Source organism: Micromonospora sp. WMMC250 (genome assembly GCF_027460215.1).
Lineage (GTDB): Bacteria > Actinomycetota > Actinomycetes > Mycobacteriales > Micromonosporaceae > Micromonospora > Micromonospora taraxaci.
Genome location: NZ_JAPZBJ010000002.1, coordinates 3,043,410 through 3,059,757, shown reverse-complemented (window position 1 = coordinate 3,059,757; position 16,348 = coordinate 3,043,410). Strand labels below are relative to the sequence as shown.

Below are 16,348 nucleotides of genomic sequence, written 5' to 3'. Positions count from 1 at the left end.
CTCGTTTCGTCTTGACGAACGGCATGTTATCGCTCACCCTCGATATCGAGGTTTATCGTTTCGTTGGGTTCACCGGGCGAGCCCTGCGGGTCGTACCTCGAACCCCGGCGTCCCCTCCGGGCGGGCGGACGTCACCTCAGGGCTCCCGGCAGTGCCGGCGTATGCCTTCCCCGACCGCGTGCGCCGCACCGGGCGACCGTCCTGATCGACGTGGCACATCACCACCACCGATGCACCCACTGAAAAGGAACGACATGAAATCACGCAGAACGTTGCTGGCGGCGGCGACCCTCGCCGTCGCCCTCACCACCGGCATGACAGTGGCGCTGACTCCCGCAGCCGGCGCCGGCACGACCCTGAAGGCGGCCGCCGCCGAGAAGGGCCGCTACTTCGGCGCCGCGGTCGCCGTCAACAAGCTGTCGACCAGCGCGTACACGACGATTTTGAACCGTGAGTTCAACAGCGTCGTGGCCGAGAACGAGATGAAGTGGGCGTCCAACGAGCCGCAGCAGGGGGTGTTCAATCACTCCAGTGGTGACCGCCTGGTCAGCCACGCGCAGGCCAACGGCATGAGCGTGCGGGGTCACACGCTGTTGTGGCACGCGCAGCAGCCCGGCTGGGCGCAGGGCATGTCGGGCAGCGCGTTGCGCAACGCGGCGATCAACCATGTCACGCAGGTGGCGACGCACTACCGGGGGAAGATCTACGCCTGGGATGTGGTGAACGAGGCGTTCGCCGACGGTGGTTCGGGTGGGCGGCGTGACTCGAACCTGCAGCGGACGGGCAACGACTGGATCGAGGCGGCGTTCCGGGCGGCGCGGGCGGCGGATCCGGGTGCGAAGTTGTGTTACAACGACTACAACACCGACGGGATCAACGCGAAGTCGACGGGGATCTACAACATGGTGCGGGACTTCAAGTCCCGTGGTGTGCCGATCGACTGTGTGGGCTTCCAGTCGCACCTGGGCACCTCGTTGGCGTCTGACTACCAGGCCAACCTGCAGCGCTTCGCCGACCTCGGCGTGGACGTGCAGATCACCGAGTTGGACGTGATGACCGGTGGCAACCAGGCCAACATCTACGGCGCCGTCACCCGCGCCTGCCTGGCTGTCTCACGGTGCACCGGCATCACCACGTGGGGCGTGCGCGACTGCGACTCGTGGCGTGGCTCGGACAACGCGCTGCTGTTCGACTGCAACGGCAACAAGAAGGCCGCGTACACCGCCGTGCTGGACGCCCTCAACGGCGGCTCCACCCCGCCCACCACGCCCCCGCCGGGCTCCGGGGTGGACACCAGTGCCTGGTACGTGTTGCTGAACCGGAACAGCGGCAAGGCCCTGGACCTGTACGCCTCGGCGACCAACGACGGCGCGCGGATCAGCCAGTGGTCGCGGAACAACGGCGTCAACCAGCAGTGGCAGTTCGTGGACTCGGGGAGCGGCTACTACCGGCTGAAGTCCCGGCACTCCGGCAAGGTGCTTGACGTCAGCGGCTTCTCGACCGCCGACGGCGGCGCGATCGTGCAGTGGTCCGACCTCAACGGCACGAACCAGCAGTTCCGGATCGCCAACTCGTCGGACGGATACCTGCGTCTGCTCAACCGCAACAGCGGTAAGGCTGTCGAGGTGCAGGGCGCGTCCACGGCGGACGGCGGCAACATCGTCCAGTACGCCGACTGGGGTGGCACCAACCAGCAGTGGCAGTTGGTCCGGATCGGATAGCGACCGGACGAGTCAGGTGACAGGACGGCGGCCCGCCCCCACCCGGGGCGGGCCGCTGCTTGTGCCCGCTGGGGAGGTGCCGCTCGCCCGATCGACGCCACCCCACCGTCCATCGACTGTGAGCGATAACAAGAGCTACGTCAAGTCACTGCCCCGTCGCGGCGCGAAGCTCGCAAGGCTGCTACCAGCACCCATGCTGCCGACCGTGGAGAACCTCGTGAAATCGATGCCAATCGTTTGACGTATGACGTCGTTAACGCTAATTTTCACCCGCGGACCACTGGCTGCCCGGAGCCGGCCGGGCACCGCGTACCCGACGCGGGCCTGCTCCACATTCGGTCCGTGGCCTGGGCCACGGTCGCTCGGCGGCGGCCGCATCTCGTTCGCAACCCCGCAAACGTGCTGACGCCACCACCAGTCGCCGGCACGCACCCCAGGGCACGCGCGTGCGTTCTGCTCGTGGGTCGCCCCGATCTAAGGAGTGGACCATGAAGGTCATCGGTGAGGCCCGTCCCGCCTCCCCACCACGGCATCGCTGGCGGTCAGGGTTGGCCGCGGCGGCGGCAGCGGTCATGGCGGCCAGCGCGCTGGTCGCTGTCAACCAGACACCCGCGGCGGCTGCCACGGTGGACACCAACGCCTGGTACGTCCTGGTCAACCGCAACAGCGGCAAGGCGCTGGACCTGTACGCCTCGGCGACCAACGACGGCGCGCGGGTCAGCCAGTGGACCCGTAACAACGGGGCCAACCAGCAGTGGCAGTTCGTGGACTCGGGGGGCGGCTACTACCGGGTGAAGTCCCGGCACTCCGGCAAGGTCCTCGACGTCAGCGGCTTCTCGACCGCCGACGGCGGCGCGATCGTACAGTGGTCCGACCTCAACGGGACCAACCAGCAGTTCCGCCTGGCCGACTCGGACGGCGGCTACGTCCGACTGATCAGCCGGCACAGCAGCAAGGCCGTCGAGGTGCAGGGCGCCTCCACCGCCGACGGCGGCAACATCGTGCAGTACGCCGACTGGAACGGCACCAACCAGCAGTGGCAGCTCGTCCGCACGGACGGCGGCACGACCCCGCCACCGACCGGTGGCAGCGGGTGTGGCAAGGCACCGACGCTGTCCAGCGGCACGCACACCATCCAGAGCAACGGCAAGAGCCGGACGTTCACCCTGCGGGTGCCGGCCAACTACAACAACAGCAACCCCTACCGGCTGATCTTCGCGTTCCACTGGCGGGGCGGCACCATGCAGGACGTCTCCTCCGGCGGCACCAGCGGAACGCCGTGGTCCTACTACGGTCAGCAGGAGCAGTCGAACAACAGCGCGATCCTGGTCGCGCCCCAGGGCTTCGGCAACGGCTGGGGCAACTCCGGCGGCGAGGACATCGTCTTCGTCGACGACATGATCAGCCGGATCGAGAGCAGTCTCTGTGTCAACCCGCGGCAGCGGTTCGCCCTCGGCTTCAGCTGGGGCGGCGGCATGAGCTACGCCATCGCCTGCGCCCGCGCCACCGTGTTCCGGGCAGTCGCCGTCATCTCCGGCGGGCAGATCAGTGGGTGCAGTGGCGGAACGCAGCCCATCGCGTACTTCGGGCTGCACGGCATCTCGGACAACGTCCTGAGCATCGGACAGGGGCGGTCGCTGCGCGACACGTTCGTGCGCAACAACGGGTGCACCGCCCAGAACCCGCCCGAGCCGGGGGCGGGCAGCCGCACCCACATCACCACCACCTACTCGGGCTGCCGGTCCGGGTACCCGGTGCAGTGGGCCGCGTACGACAACGGCCACATGCCGGGCCCGGTGGACGGCACGTACGCCGAGAGCGGCATCACGACCTGGACCAAGGGTGAGATCTGGAGGTTCTTCTCGCAGTTCTCCTGACCCCGGTCGCCGGCGAGGCCGGCGCTGACGTCGGCGGCAGCGTCCGCTCCTGTGCCCGGGGGCGTGCGCTGCCGCTCAGCGTTGCAGTCGAACCGGCTTGCCCGAACCGCTGCGGCGGACCAGCCACGCCTCGGTGATGTGGGTGAACATCGCCTCGGCGGCGCCCTCGGAGTCGTGTGCGGCGATGCGCTCGTAGATCCGCCGGTGACCCTGGTTCGACGCCACGCACAGCGAGCGCTCGGTGCGACCCATGTAGCTGGCGGTGTTGATGACCTGGCTTTCCAGAGCGCGTACGACGCCGCGAGCGATGCGGTTGCCGGACGCCTGCATGATCGTGTCGTGGAAGGCCCGGTCGTGTTCGTGGTACGTCACGTGGTCGTCGACCAGGTCGTCCATCCCGTCCACCATCTCGCGCAGGCGGTCGATGGTCTCGGCGTCGGCGAGCCGGGCGGCGACGTTCGCCATGTCGGATTCGAGCACCCGTCGGGTCACGACCAGATCGTCGAGGATCGCGAGGGTGTCGTCCTCGGCGATGGTCGCCGCGAGGACGAGTTCGTCGAGCATGTCCCACTGTGACGGTGGGGTGACCATGGTGCCGGCGCCCTGGCGGACCTGCACCAGCCCCTTCTCTTGGAGGATCTTGACGGCCTCGCGGACGACGGTCCGGCTCACCGAGAAGGTCTCGCAGAGGATCGGCTCCGGAGGCAGGGACGTCCCCGACGGGTGTACGCCACGGACGATGCGCTGCACGAGCTCGGCGGTGACCGCCCGGGCGAGGTTCGTCGGTCGACGGACCCATGCCGGGGCCGCCGGATTGGTCAGGGCTGTCTCCTGAGCTGGCGTCATGTCCCCTCCGAATGACCCGCCGTGGCACGACGTCCTCGCCAGTCTACGGCCGAGTATTGACGTCACACGTCATACGAGTTACTTTCCGATCAACGATGGCAGACGGCAGCGCCGTCGGCCACCCCACTTTCAGAGGTGACAACTCATGAGACAGCGCGCAATATGGTCGGCCGTCTTCGTTGTTGGACTGGCCCTGACCGGCTGTGGAAGTGCTAGCGACTCGAGCTCGTCCAAGAGTTCCGAGGGCAAGTTGGTGGTGTGGGACTGGAAATCCGGCGAGCCGTTCGCCAAATCGTATCTGGACAAGGCGAAGGCCGACTTCAAGAAGAAGCACGCGGACGTCGAGGTCGAGTTCGTCGCGCAGCCCTTCGACCAGTACTACACGTTGCTCGGTGCGGCGATCCAGTCCGGTAAGGGCCCGGACGTCATGATGTTCAACGGCGGCGGCCAGATCCGCGACCGGGTGGACGCGCTGGTGCCGATCACCGACTACGTGGCCGAGGACAAGCAGCGGCTGGCCGGCTGGGACGCGTTCACCAAGGACGGCAAGGTCTACGGCGGTCCGGTGACGCTGCAGGGCTACCCGATCTACTACAACAAGGACATCTACCGGAAGGCCGGCCTCGACCCGGCCAGCCCGGCCACCACCTGGGACAAGTTCGTCGCGGACTGCGCCGCCGTCTCCAAGGCCGGCTCCAGGTGCTTCGCCCTCGGCAACAAGGAGGGCGTCGGCATCCAGTTCTGGCTCTCCAGCATGGGGTCGGTGACCCTCACCGCCGCTGAGTACGACGCCTGGATCACCGGCAAGCGCGACTGGAACTCGCCCAACGTGAAGCGGGTCTTCGAGCTCTGGAAGGAGACCGGGGACAAGAAGATGAACACCGACGGGGCCAACTCGACGGCGATGTTCAACGACTCCTTCGCGGCCTTCCAGTCCGGCAAGGCCGCCCACGTCATGGGCCTCATGTCGGACGTCGGGCACTGGAAGTCCTTCAACGAGTTCCTCACCCCGGAGAAGCTCGGCGTCATGAAGCCCCCGGTCGTCACCGCCGGCACCACGCCGAGCCTGCCGTACGACGGTGGCATCGGCTACGCCGTCGCCAAGTGGACGAAGGACCCGAAGGTGGCCGCCGATCTGGTGCGCTCCCTGACCTCGGCCGAGGCGTTGAAGGCGTTCTACGCCGACGCCGGCGCGATCGCCGCCGACATCACGATCGACGTGTCGCAGGCCGGCCCGGCCGCCTCCACGATCGTCAGCGAGCTGAAGACCGGCAAGCCGGCTCTGCACGTCGCGCTCTCCTCGAAGACGATCGACCTGATGGGGCGCCTCTCCCAGCAGCTGCTCAGCGGTTCGATCACCGTCGACGAGGTGGTGAAGCAATTGGCCGCTTCCGACCAGGCGGGCTGACCTCGTGTCGATCGGAAACACGCAACCGTCGGTCCGCCTGGCTTCGGCCGGGCGGGCCGGCGGCCCGGCGGTCACACCCCCCGCGCACCGCGGTGGCACGCGTTCCCGCCGCACCCGTGGCGGCCTGGGGGCCGAGCGCTACGCCCCCTACATCCTTGTTGCTCCGGCCGTCCTGATCATCGTGGCGCTGCGGCTCTACCCGCTGATCCTCGGAGTCAACTTCTCCTTCACCGGCGACGGTGACAAGAACGGGGAAGCGGTCGGTTTCGGCAACTACCAGGAGTTGTTCTCCGACCCGCTGTTCCGCACCGCGTTGGGCAACGTCGGCCTGCTGGTGTTGCTGCTCCCGGTGGCGGTGGCGATCCCCGGTCTGCTCGCCACGTTCATCTACCTGCGGGTGCCGGGCCACCGTCTCTACCGCAGCGTCTACTTCTTCCCCGCCGTGCTCTCACCGGTCATCGTCGGAGCGATCTTCAACCTGCTGCTCGCCTTCGACGGCCCCGTCAACGCCGTCCTCGGCGCGGTCGGGGTCAACCCGGTGGACTGGCTCGGTAACCCTGACGTCGCGATGTTCGTGGTGGTGGGCGTACACATCTGGGCCACCTTCGGGATGGCTCTGGTGGTGTTCCTCGCCGGCTTCGCCACGCTCGACGCCGCGCTGCTGGACGCCGCCCGGGTGGACGGCGCGTCGCTGCGGCAGGTCGTCTGGCACGTGATCGTCCCGAGCCTCTCGCGGACCATCCAGTTCGTCTTCGTGACCACGATGATCGGGATGCTGACCTCCATGTTCGGGTTGCTGTTCGTCATGACCAGCGGTGGCCCGGAGGGCTCGACGTACCTGCCGGAGTACTACATCTGGATCCAGCAGGGCCAGATGAACCGGCCGGCGCTCGCGTCCGCAGCGTCCACGATCCTCTTCACGATCATGCTCGTGGTGGGCATGTTGCAGATCAAACTGCTCGAACGATCGGGAAAGGTGGACTGATGTCCCGCGTCCGACTGGGACGGTGGATGGTCGCCATCCCGATGTCACTGCTCGCGGTGGCGACGATCTACCCCCTGCTCTTCACCGCCAACGTGGCGTTGAAGACCCGGCGGGACTACATCCTGGACCGGTTCTCCCTGACCAGCACCCTGCAATGGGAGAACATCAGCACGGCGTGGACCAGCGTCGGCATGGGCCGCTACTTCGTCAACTCGCTGGTCGTGGTGACGTCGTCGGTGCTGCTGCTGCTCCTGCTCGGGTCGATGGCCGGCTTCGCGCTGAGCCAGTTGCGGTTCCGTGGCTCGTCGGCGTTGTTCCTGGGCTGCCTGGCGGGGCTCTTCATCCCGTTCCAGGTGATCATGGTGCCGCTCGCTCGGATCATGGCCGACACCGCGCTGATCGACACGTACCCGGGTCTGATCCTCGTCTACGTGGCCCAGTTCCTGCCCTTCACCGTGTTCCTGATGACGAGCTACTACAAGGGCATCCCACCGGAGATCGTCGACGCCGCCCGGATCGACGGCAACACCATCTACGGCGTGTATCGCCGGATCATGCTGCCCCTGGGCACCCCCGCGCTGCTGTCGGTGGGCATCCTCAACGCCCTGTTCTGCTGGAACGACGTCCTCATGGCGCTGGTGATGATGCCCTCGGCCGAGAACCGGACGCTCATGATCGGGGTGACCTCGTTGCGAGGGCAGTACTCCGACAACATCCCGACGTTCGCGTCCGGGGTGCTGATCGCCGCGATACCCGTCCTGTTGGTCTACCTGTTCCTCCAGCGCCAAATTGCCGACGGCGTCGCCGCCGGTTCCACGAAGGGTTGACATGCGGATCACGGGATTTCGGACGCTCACCACGGTCCAGGAATGGGGGCGCCCCGTCGGCGACGCCAACGGCGTGTTCGCCGACGGGGTGGTCCCGATCTCGATCGTCCTCGTCGACACCGACGAGGGCATCACGGGCGTCGGCCTCGGGCCGCACGTCGAGATCGAGCGGATCTTCGCTGCGATCGAGGGCGAAGACCCCCGTGCGGTGACGACCCTGTACGACCGCATGTTGCGGCACACGTTCAAGGCCGGCCACGCGGGGCCGGTGTTCGGCACCATCGGCGCTCTCGACACCGCGTTGTGGGACATCAAGGCGCAGGCCGCCGGTGAGCCACTGTGGCGGCTGCTGGGCGGACGGGACCGGCGGGTCAACGCCTACGCCTCCGGCCTGGACATCGGGCTGACCGACGACGAACTCGTCGCGGCGTACGAGGTCTACGCCAGCCACGGCCTGCGCGCCGCCAAGCTCAAGGGTGGCCTCGACATCGAGCGGGACCAGCACCGGCTCGGCCTGGTCAGAGACGTCCTCACCGAGGCCGGGCACGGCCGGCGAGCGGGTCTGATGCTCGACGTCAACGAGGCCTGGACCCGGAAGCAGGCCGTGCGGCACGTCTGCGAGATCGAACGCTCCCTCGACCTGATCTGGATCGAGGAGCCCGTCCGACGGTGGGACGCCGAGGGTCACGCCGCCGTCAGTCGGGGAGTGCGCGCGTCGGTGGCCACCGGGGAGAACCTGACCGGGCTCGAACAGTATCGCCCGCTGATCGCCGCCGGCGCTGTCGACGTCGTCCAGATGGCCGCCGTCTGGGGGGTCACCCACTTCCTGCGGGTGTCCGCCCTGGCCCACGCGCACGACCTGCCGGTCAGCCCGATCGGCAACAGCCCGGTCGGGCTGTTGCACGCCGCGACCTCGGTGCCGAACCACCTGACCAGCGAGTTGCAGGACATTCACCGACCGGTCGGTGTCTCCATCGACCTGCACGTCGAGGACGGCGCCTTCATCCTCGGCGACTCACCCGGGCTGGGCGTCCGCGTCGACGAGGAGCTGATCCGGGTCGCCAACCGCCGCCCGCAGGCGCAGACGGCCGACACCCCCAACGTACGGCCGGAGCTGGCCGGCCGCTGGTTGCTGGCCGGCGTGGACGGTATCGTCGCCGGCCATCCGGTGCCCGTCGTGTCGCTGAACTCGCACAACGAGGTGGCGCCCACCGGGCGGTAGTGAGCTGAGCACCACAGAAGGAGGAGCGTGGGTGCACCGCCGCGGCGGTGCACCCACGACCATGCTCGGTCGGCACGACCGACGTACCGACCGTCGAGACGGAGGATCGATGAAGGCAGTCGTCTACCGGGGGGCGCGTGACCTCGGAATCGAAGACCGCGAACCGGCGCCACCCGGTCCCGGAGAGGTGCGGATCGACGTGGCCTACACCGGAATCTGTGGCACCGACCTGCATATCTACCACGGCGACATGGACGCCCGGGTCGGTGACTCCGCGATCATCGGGCACGAGATGTCCGGGCGTGTCGCGGCGGTCGGCGCTGACGTCGACGGCGTGACCGTCGGCCAGCCCGTCACCGTGATGCCGACGCGCCCGTGTGGACGGTGCGCGGCCTGCCGGCGCGGCACCTCGCACATCTGTCACGCCATGAACTTCCTCGGTATCGACTCACCCGGCGCCATGCAGTCCTCCTGGAACGTGCCGGCGGAACTGGTCCTGCCACTGCCCGAGGAACTGCCGCTCGACCACGCCGCGCTCGTGGAGCCGGTCGCGGTCGCCGTGCACGACGTCCGGCGGGGGAAGGTCTCCGCCGACGACCAGGTGGTCGTGGTCGGCGGTGGGCCGGTAGGGGTGCTGATCGCGACCGTCGCGCAGAGCCGGGGCGCGCGGGTGCTGCTGGTCGAGCCGGACCCGTACCGGCGTGAGGTGGCGGGCGCTGTCGGGATCGAGGCCGTCGACCCGGGGGCGACCGACGTCGTGGCTCTCGTCGGCGACCGTACCGACGGAGCGGGCGCGGACATCGCCTTCGAGGTGTCCGGCGCTGCCGCCGGTGTCACCACGGCTGTCGACGTGCTCACCACCCGGGGCCGGTTGGTGATGGTGGCGATCCACAGCAGGCCCCGCGAGGTGAACCTGCACCGGTTCTTCTGGCGCGAACTGGAGCTCCTCGGCGCCCGGCTCTACCAGCGGGACGACATGGAGGAGGCGATCCGGCTGGTCGCCTCGGGCGCGATCCCGGCAGGACAGCTCATCTCCCGGGTCGAACCGATCGACGCGGCCGCCGCCGCCTTCACGGCGCTCGAAGGTGGCGGCGTGATGAAGGTGCTGCTCGACGTACAGGGAGGTAGCAGGTGACCGCGCTGTTCGACCTGTCCGGTAAGACCGCGGTGGTCACCGGGGCCCGGCGGGGCATCGGTCTCGCCATGGCCGAGGCCCTGGCCCTGGCCGGTGCCGACATCGTCGGCGTCTCCGCCCAGCTCGAAGCGAGCGGCAGCGAGGTCGAGGCCCGCGTGCGGGCCGCCGGTCGACGGTTCACCGCGCTGCGGGTTGACCTCGGCGACCGGGCGGCCGTGCACGGCCTGGCCCGTGACCTCACGGCTCTCGGACCGGTCGACATCCTGGTGAACAACGGTGGCACTATCGCCCGTACTCCGGCCGCGGAGCACCCGGACGAGATGTGGGACCAGGTGATCGAGGTGAACCTCAGCAGCCAGTTCGTCCTGAGTCGGGAGATCGGCCGGACGATGGTCGAGCGCGGCCGAGGGAAGATCATCTTCACGGCGTCGCTGCTGAGCTTCCAGGGCGGCATCACCGTCCCCGGCTACGCCGCGTCGAAGTCGGGCGTCGCCGGCCTCACCAAGGCGTTGGCCAACGAGTGGGCCGCCCACGGGGTGAACGTCAACGCCATCGCACCCGGCTACATCGCCACCGACAACACCCAGGCGCTGCGCGACGATCCCGACCGCAACCAGGCGATCCTCGGTCGGATCCCGGCCGCCCGGTGGGGCCGCGCCGACGATCTCGGAGGCGCCACAGTGTTCCTGGCGTCGGCCGCGTCCGACTACGTCAACGGGATCGTGCTGCCCGTCGACGGCGGTTGGCTGGGCCGATGACCGGCGGGCAGGGGCCTCGACGAGCCGGGATCGTCGACGCGCACCACCACCTCTGGGTCCGCGCACGGCACCCCCAGACGTGGATCGACCCGGTGACGATGGCGGCCATCGACGCCGACTTCGAGCCCGCTGACCTCGCGCCGCCGGCCCAGGCGGCCGGGGTCACCGCGACAGTGGTGGTGCAGTCCATCGCCTCCGAGGCGGAGACGGTGGACCTGCTGGGTATCGCGGCCGGGGACACCCTCGTCCGCGGGGTCGTCGGCTGGGTGGACCTCACCGCCACCGACGTCGTCGCCCGCATCGACCGCCTGCGGGCCGCACCGGGCGGCGACCGCCTCGTCGGCATCCGTCACCTCGTGCAGAGCGAGACCGACCCGGCGTACCTGGACCGTCCGGACGTCCGGCGGGGGATCGAGGCGGTGGGCGCGGCGGGCCTGGTGTACGACCTGCTGGTCCGCCAGCACCAACTGGACATGGCCGCGCGCCTGGCGCACGACCTGCCGGAGGTGAACTTCGTCCTCGACCACCTGGGCAAGCCAGCGCTGGGCCGTCCGGAGATGACGGAGTGGACCCGCGGCCTGCGGGCGCTGGCGGACGCACCCAACACCACGGCGAAGATCTCCGGTCTGGTGACCGAAGTCGATCGGTCGCCCTGGACACCGGGAGACCTCCGACCGGCCGTCGAGGCCGCGCTCGACGCGTTCGGGCCGGACCGACTGATGTACGGCTCGGACTGGCCGGTCTGCCTGCTCGCCAGCTCGTACGCGCGGTGGGTCGAGGCGCTGGCGGAGTTGCTGGGCGGTCACGACGAGGCCGACCAGGCACCGATCTGGGCCGACACGGCATGCCGCGTCTACGGGCTGGAGGCGTCGTGAGGGTACGGGAACTGCCGCTCCGTCCGCAGGTACGCCTCACCGAGCTGGGCTTCGGTGCGGCGCAGGGCGGCAACCTGTACCGGACGACGACGGACGAGGAGTTCGCGTCGGCGGTCGACACGGCGTGGGAGGCGGGCGTCCGGTACTACGACACCGCTCCGCACTACGGGCTGGGGCTGTCCGAGCGTCGACTCGGCGCCGCCCTGCGTGACCGACCACGTGACGAGTACGTCGTGTCGACGAAGGTCGGGCGACTCCTGGTGCCGTCCCCGCAGGACGCGCACCTGCGGGACTCCGACGGGTTCGACGTCCCGGCCAGCCACCGGCGGGTCTGGGACTTCAGCCGCGACGGCGTCCTCCGCTCGATCGAGGCCAGCCTGGAGCGGACCGGGCTGGACCGCGTGGACGTCGTCTACCTCCACGACCCGGACGACCACTGGGAGCAGGCCGCACGCGAGGCCGTACCCGCCCTGGTCGAGTTGCGTGACCAGGGCGTCGTGGGCGCGATCGGCGCCGGCATGAACCAGTCGGCGATGCTGGCGCGGTTCGTGCGGGAGACCGACGTCGACGTGCTGATGTGTGCCGGGCGGTACACCCTGCTGGAGCAGGGGGCGGCGGACGACCTGTTGCCGGCCGCCGGCGACCGGGGTGTGGGCGTGGTCATCGCGGGCGTCTACAACTCGGGGCTGCTGTCGCGGGAGCGGCCGCCGGCCGACGCCGTCTACAACTACCAGCAGGCTCCGAGGGAGCTGATCCAGCGGGCGCGACAGATCGCGGCGGTCTGCCAGACGTACGGGGTGACCCTGCCGCAGGCGGCGCTCGCCTTCGTCCGCAGGCATCCGGCAGTGGTGTCGACTGTCGTCGGTGTGCGCGACGGCGCACAGGTGACCGAGACGATGCGGCGGTTCGAGACCGTCGTACCCGAGGAGCTCTGGGACGCGTTGGCGGCGGCCGGGCTGCTCGCCGCGCGGCCCGGCCCGGACGAGGCCGCGTAGCGCGGCTGGGAAAAGGCGTCCCGGCCGGGACCGGCTCCGATCATCGGATACCGGTCCCGACCGGGACGTCGTTCGTTACCGCGACAAGCCGCGGGTCAGAGCGCGGTGAACCGCCACTGCTGGTTCGTCGCGTTGGTGCAGTTCCACTGCAACACCCGGGCGCCGTCGGCCGTGGAAGCGCCGTTGACGTCCATGCAGAGCCCGCTCAGCGCACTCTTCACCGTGTACACGCCGGAGGTTCCCGTCGCGGTGGCGGTGAACTTCTGCTGGTTGCCGTTGTTGCAGGTGGCCTGCTGGAGGAAGGCACCCGCCGCGGTCGAGCTACCGATCACCTCGACGCACTTGCCGCTGTGCACGGCCTTGAGGTAGAGCGCGCCGTTACCGGCGTCGACCGCCTGCCACCTCTGGTTGTTGCCACCGGTGGACGCCCACTGGGTGATCTGGGCGCCGTCGGCGGTGGAGACACCGCTGACGTCCAACAGCTTGTTGCTGTGCTGGGCGGTGACCGTGTAGGTCTTGCCCGCCAGGCCGGTGCCGGTTCCGGTGCCGGGCGTCCCGACGCCGTTGCCGCCGAAGGTGTGCGAGTCCAGGTCGAACGAGTTGTTGGCGTTCTTGAACACCATGTAGAGCGTGTGCGTCCCGCCGAGGGCGGCGACGCTCACCGGAGTCGTGGACTGGTAGTTGTCCCAGCCACCCGTGCTGGGCACCGTGGTGGTGGCCAACAGGGTGCCGGTCGGCGAGTCGGCCCGCAGCTCGATCGACCCGCCGCCGGAGGGCGACGACAGCCGGTAGCTGACCGTCGAGATCCCCGACAGGTTCATCGGGGTGAACGCGATCCAGTCGTTCGAGGAGATGTCACCGATGCGCTTGGTGCTCTCCGCGGCTGCCTGGTCAACGACCCGGATGCCGGACTGGCTGCTGAAGTACTCGGACTGCTTGTGCTTCGGCTGCAGGATCGCCTGTGCGGTGCCGGTGAGCGGCGCCCCACCGCTGGGGCCACCGTTGTCGGTGTACCGGGCGTTCAGCACGTAGAACAGGTTGGCGCCATCGGGGTGTCCGCCGAGCAGGTCGGTGGAGATGGTGCCCGAGCAGCCCGGGTACTCGGTGGTCTCGTGGGCGTGGTCGTCGTGACCCAGCGCCGGGTTGAGGAACACCTTCGAGCAGTCGACGGTGCCGCCGTCCGGGTCGGTAACGGTGATCTGGTACGGCACCTTGTCACCGAAGGTGAGCATGCCGCCGTTGCCCGGTGTGGTGATGGTGAGCACCGGCGCGCTGTTGCCGACGGTGATCGGGACGTTGGCGAAGCCGGTCTTGCCGGTGCTGTCGGTGACCTTCAACTGGGCGGTGTAGTTGCCGTTGGAGGTGTACACCTTCGACGGGTTGGCCGCCGTCGAGGTGGTGCCGTCGCCGAACGTCCACAGGTAGCTCAGCGTGTTGCCGTCCGGGTCGGACGTGCCGGCGCTGCTGAACTGGACGGTCAGCGGTGCGCTGCCACTGGTGGGCGTGCCGGTGGCCTTGGCGATCGGTGACCGGCCGCCCTGGTTGTAGTCGATCCGGTAGAGCCCGGAGTCGCTGTTGCCGCCGCCGAAGTTGGTGCCCCACTCCAGCAGGTAGAGCGAGCCGTCCTTGCCGAACTCCATGTCCATCGGCTTGTTGAACCGCACGTTGGGCAGGAACGGGTTGGTGCGGGTCACCGCCGAGGAGGAGTCGAAGTGCACCTCCTTGACGTAGTTGCGCGCCCACTCGTAGAAGAAGTGCACGCCGTCGTAGTAGGGCGGGAACTTCGTCTCGGAGGGGTTCGCCGCGTCGTACCGGTAGATCGGCCCACCCATCGGAGCGGAGCCGCCGGAGCCGAGCTCGGGGAAAGTCGTCGAGGCGGGGTAGCCATACCAGATGTTCGGCATGACGACCGGCTTCAGGCTGGTCAGACCGGTGTTGTTCGGCGAGTTGTTGACCGGGGCGGAGCAGTTGAACTTCGCGCCGACGACGCCGGTGTCCGGGTTGAACGGGGCGTACGGCTGGTTGTTGCCGTGGCAGAACGGCCATCCGTAGTTGCCGGCCTGCTTGATCACGTTGAGCTCGACCAGGCCCTCCGGGCCGCGGTTGGTGGTGGGCGGGTTGCGGTCCGGGCCGTAGTCGGCCAGGTAGACCCAGCCGTTGGCCGGGTCGATGGAGAAGCGGAACGGGTTGCGGAAGCCCATCGCGTAGACCTCGGGCTTGGTCTGCGCGGTGCCCTGGGGGTAGAGGTTGCCCGACGGGATGGTGTAGCCACCGTTGGCCGAGGGCCGGATGCGCAGCAGCTTGCCCCGAAGGTCGTTGGTGTTACCCGCGCTGCGCGCGGCGTCCAGGTTGGACTTGCCCGACCGCCAGTCCAGCGGGGCGTAGCCCTGCCAGTTCGGGTCGAGGTTCGGCGGCGTGTCGTCGCCGGTGCCGATGAAGAGGTTGCCGTCCGGACCGAACTTGATGTAGCCGCCGGTGTGGCCGGGCTCCGGGAACGTCCGGTCCCGGTACGCGGGGATGTCGATGATCGTCACGCCGCTGGACGTGTTCAGCGTGTCACCGCTGACCGTGTAGCGGGAGACCCGGTTGACGTCGGTGCTGCTGCTGGCCGGCGAGTGGTACAGGTAGATGTAGCCGTTGGTGGCGAAGTTGGGGTCCAGCGCTATGCCGGTCAGACCGTCCTCGCCGCCGGTGTAGACGCTGAGCGTGCCGGCGGTGACGGTGCTGTTGGTGGAGGGCTTGAAGATCTTCACCTGGCCGCCGCGCTGGACGTAGAAGACCCGGCCGTCCGGTGCCACACCGAGCGCCATCGGGTCGACGGTGTTGTCGTCGAGCGTGCGCTTCTCGAAGTTGCCCCAGACGGTGCCGCCGCAGTCACCGGCGGCGTTGCCGGCCGCCCACTTGATGCCGCCGAGCACGTGATTCTGGAAGTTCGCCTCGCTGTAGGAGCCGATCGCGTGGCCCATCGCGGTGGCCCACACCCGGCCGCCGTTGGTGTTGCGGCACCAGGAGATCGGATGATCCGGGCCCATCGCCCGGGATCCCGGGTTGTACGTGCGCTCGTCGGCGGTCACCAGCACGTGCACGTTGCCGCGCGGGTTGGCGTCGAAGTTGTACCACTCCTCGCTGCGGGTCCACCGATCCGGCAGGCTGGCCGTCGACGGGTGCTTCTTGTCGGCGACGATGGCGGTGCCCTGGAGCACGCCGGGGGAGTGCTCGGGCATGTGGGCGCCAGCGTTGATGGTCTGGTCCCACCACGGGTATTCGCCCTCGATGCCCATGTCGGTGGCGTTGTGGATGGCGACGATGCCCTTGCCGCTGGCAAGGTAGCCCTCCACCGCCTGGCGCTGCGCCGCCGAGGTCCAGACCATGCCGGAGGTCTGGAGCATGACGATCACGTCGAAGGTAGCCAGGTTACTGGCGGTGAAGACGCTGGAGTCCTCGGTTGCGACCACCTCGAAGTTGTTCGCGGCGGCCTGCTGTTGGATCATGCTGATCCCGGCGGGGATCGAGTCGTGGCGGTAGCCGGTGGTCTTGCTGAACACCAGGGCGCGGAAGGCCGGAGCGGCCGACGCGGGTGGGGCGAGTCCGAGCGCCAGCAACAAGCCGGCGATCACTGAGATGAGCAATGTGTTGCGACGCATGCCGTCTCCTAGGTTGGGCGGGTGGTGGGGGTGTGACCACGAGCACCACGCTGCG

12 protein-coding genes are annotated in these 16,348 nt (G+C 68.8%); 10 read left to right on the top strand and 2 right to left on the bottom strand.

Annotation, left to right across the window (positions count from 1 at the left end):
- The first annotated feature begins 254 nt into the window (after positions 1 to 254).
- Together O3438_RS13295 and O3438_RS13290 are read left to right on the top strand one after the other, a co-directional pair.
- Positions 255 to 1,721 (top strand): endo-1,4-beta-xylanase, encoded by a 1,467-nt coding sequence (locus tag O3438_RS13295; RefSeq protein ID WP_269680268.1) that lies wholly within the window; start codon positions 255 to 257, stop codon positions 1,719 to 1,721.
- A 488-nt stretch (positions 1,722 to 2,209) separates the two neighbouring features.
- Positions 2,210 to 3,598, top strand: a complete 1,389-nt coding sequence (locus O3438_RS13290; protein ID WP_269680267.1) for an RICIN domain-containing protein — start codon at positions 2,210 to 2,212, stop codon at positions 3,596 to 3,598.
- 75 nt (positions 3,599 to 3,673) lie between these two features.
- Here O3438_RS13290 and O3438_RS13285 read toward each other — a convergent pair whose 3' ends face one another.
- Entirely contained in the window at positions 3,674 to 4,444 is a 771-nt protein-coding gene (locus O3438_RS13285) for a FadR/GntR family transcriptional regulator (protein ID WP_269680266.1), read from the bottom strand.
- A 145-nt stretch (positions 4,445 to 4,589) separates the two neighbouring features.
- Between O3438_RS13285 and O3438_RS13280 the strand changes: the two genes are divergently transcribed.
- The 8 genes from O3438_RS13280 (at position 4,590) to O3438_RS13245 (ending at position 12,649) form a co-directional block, all read left to right on the top strand.
- On the top strand, positions 4,590 to 5,852 hold the full coding sequence (locus tag O3438_RS13280; protein ID WP_269680265.1) for an ABC transporter substrate-binding protein: 1,263 nt from the start codon (positions 4,590 to 4,592) through the stop codon (positions 5,850 to 5,852).
- A 4-nt stretch (positions 5,853 to 5,856) separates the two neighbouring features.
- Positions 5,857 to 6,837 carry a carbohydrate ABC transporter permease gene (locus O3438_RS13275; protein ID WP_269680264.1) on the top strand — a complete coding sequence of 327 codons (981 nt, stop codon included), beginning with the start codon at positions 5,857 to 5,859 and terminating at the stop codon, positions 6,835 to 6,837.
- Positions 6,837 to 7,664, top strand: a complete 828-nt coding sequence (locus O3438_RS13270) for a carbohydrate ABC transporter permease (RefSeq protein WP_269680263.1) — start codon at positions 6,837 to 6,839, stop codon at positions 7,662 to 7,664. The genes O3438_RS13275 and O3438_RS13270 overlap by 1 nt, the downstream gene beginning before the upstream one ends.
- Before the next feature lies 1 nt (position 7,665).
- On the top strand, positions 7,666 to 8,886 hold the full coding sequence (locus O3438_RS13265) for a mandelate racemase/muconate lactonizing enzyme family protein (RefSeq protein WP_269680262.1): 1,221 nt from the start codon (positions 7,666 to 7,668) through the stop codon (positions 8,884 to 8,886).
- Between the two features lie 109 nt (positions 8,887 to 8,995).
- The gene (locus O3438_RS13260; RefSeq protein ID WP_269680261.1) at positions 8,996 to 10,021 is read left to right on the top strand and encodes a zinc-dependent alcohol dehydrogenase; all 1,026 of its coding nucleotides are present in this window, start codon (positions 8,996 to 8,998) and stop codon (positions 10,019 to 10,021) included.
- Entirely contained in the window at positions 10,018 to 10,779 is a 762-nt protein-coding gene (locus O3438_RS13255; RefSeq protein ID WP_269680260.1) for an SDR family NAD(P)-dependent oxidoreductase, read from the top strand. Before O3438_RS13260 ends, O3438_RS13255 begins: the two co-directional genes overlap by 4 nt.
- Complete coding sequence (locus O3438_RS13250) at positions 10,776 to 11,654, top strand: amidohydrolase family protein (protein ID WP_269680259.1); 879 nt, start codon at positions 10,776 to 10,778, stop codon at positions 11,652 to 11,654. The genes O3438_RS13255 and O3438_RS13250 overlap by 4 nt, the downstream gene beginning before the upstream one ends.
- Positions 11,651 to 12,649 (top strand): aldo/keto reductase, encoded by a 999-nt coding sequence (locus O3438_RS13245; RefSeq protein WP_269680258.1) that lies wholly within the window; start codon positions 11,651 to 11,653, stop codon positions 12,647 to 12,649. The genes O3438_RS13250 and O3438_RS13245 overlap by 4 nt, the downstream gene beginning before the upstream one ends.
- 95 nt (positions 12,650 to 12,744) lie before the next feature.
- Here the strand turns inward: O3438_RS13245 and O3438_RS13240 are convergent, their stop codons facing one another.
- Positions 12,745 to 16,293: a ThuA domain-containing protein gene (locus tag O3438_RS13240; protein WP_269680257.1), complete on the bottom strand. Its 3,549-nt coding sequence runs from the start codon at positions 16,291 to 16,293 to the stop codon at positions 12,745 to 12,747.
- Positions 16,294 to 16,348 lie beyond the last annotated feature (55 nt).

Bases quoted from the DNA above. Each gene is read 5' to 3' on its own strand.
- O3438_RS13250 (WP_269680259.1), top strand. From the start codon at position 10,776: ATGACCGGCGGGCAGGGGCCTCGACGAGCCGGGATCGTCGACGCGCAC.
- O3438_RS13270 (WP_269680263.1), top strand. From the start codon at position 6,837: ATGTCCCGCGTCCGACTGGGACGGTGGATGGTCGCCATCCCGATGTCA.
- O3438_RS13240 (WP_269680257.1), bottom strand. From the start codon at position 16,293: ATGCGTCGCAACACATTGCTCATCTCAGTGATCGCCGGCTTGTTGCTG.
- O3438_RS13295 (WP_269680268.1), top strand. From the start codon at position 255: ATGAAATCACGCAGAACGTTGCTGGCGGCGGCGACCCTCGCCGTCGCC.
- O3438_RS13285 (WP_269680266.1), bottom strand. From the start codon at position 4,444: ATGACGCCAGCTCAGGAGACAGCCCTGACCAATCCGGCGGCCCCGGCA.
- O3438_RS13290 (WP_269680267.1), top strand. From the start codon at position 2,210: ATGAAGGTCATCGGTGAGGCCCGTCCCGCCTCCCCACCACGGCATCGC.
- O3438_RS13260 (WP_269680261.1), top strand. From the start codon at position 8,996: ATGAAGGCAGTCGTCTACCGGGGGGCGCGTGACCTCGGAATCGAAGAC.
- O3438_RS13280 (WP_269680265.1), top strand. From the start codon at position 4,590: ATGAGACAGCGCGCAATATGGTCGGCCGTCTTCGTTGTTGGACTGGCC.
- O3438_RS13265 (WP_269680262.1), top strand. From the start codon at position 7,666: ATGCGGATCACGGGATTTCGGACGCTCACCACGGTCCAGGAATGGGGG.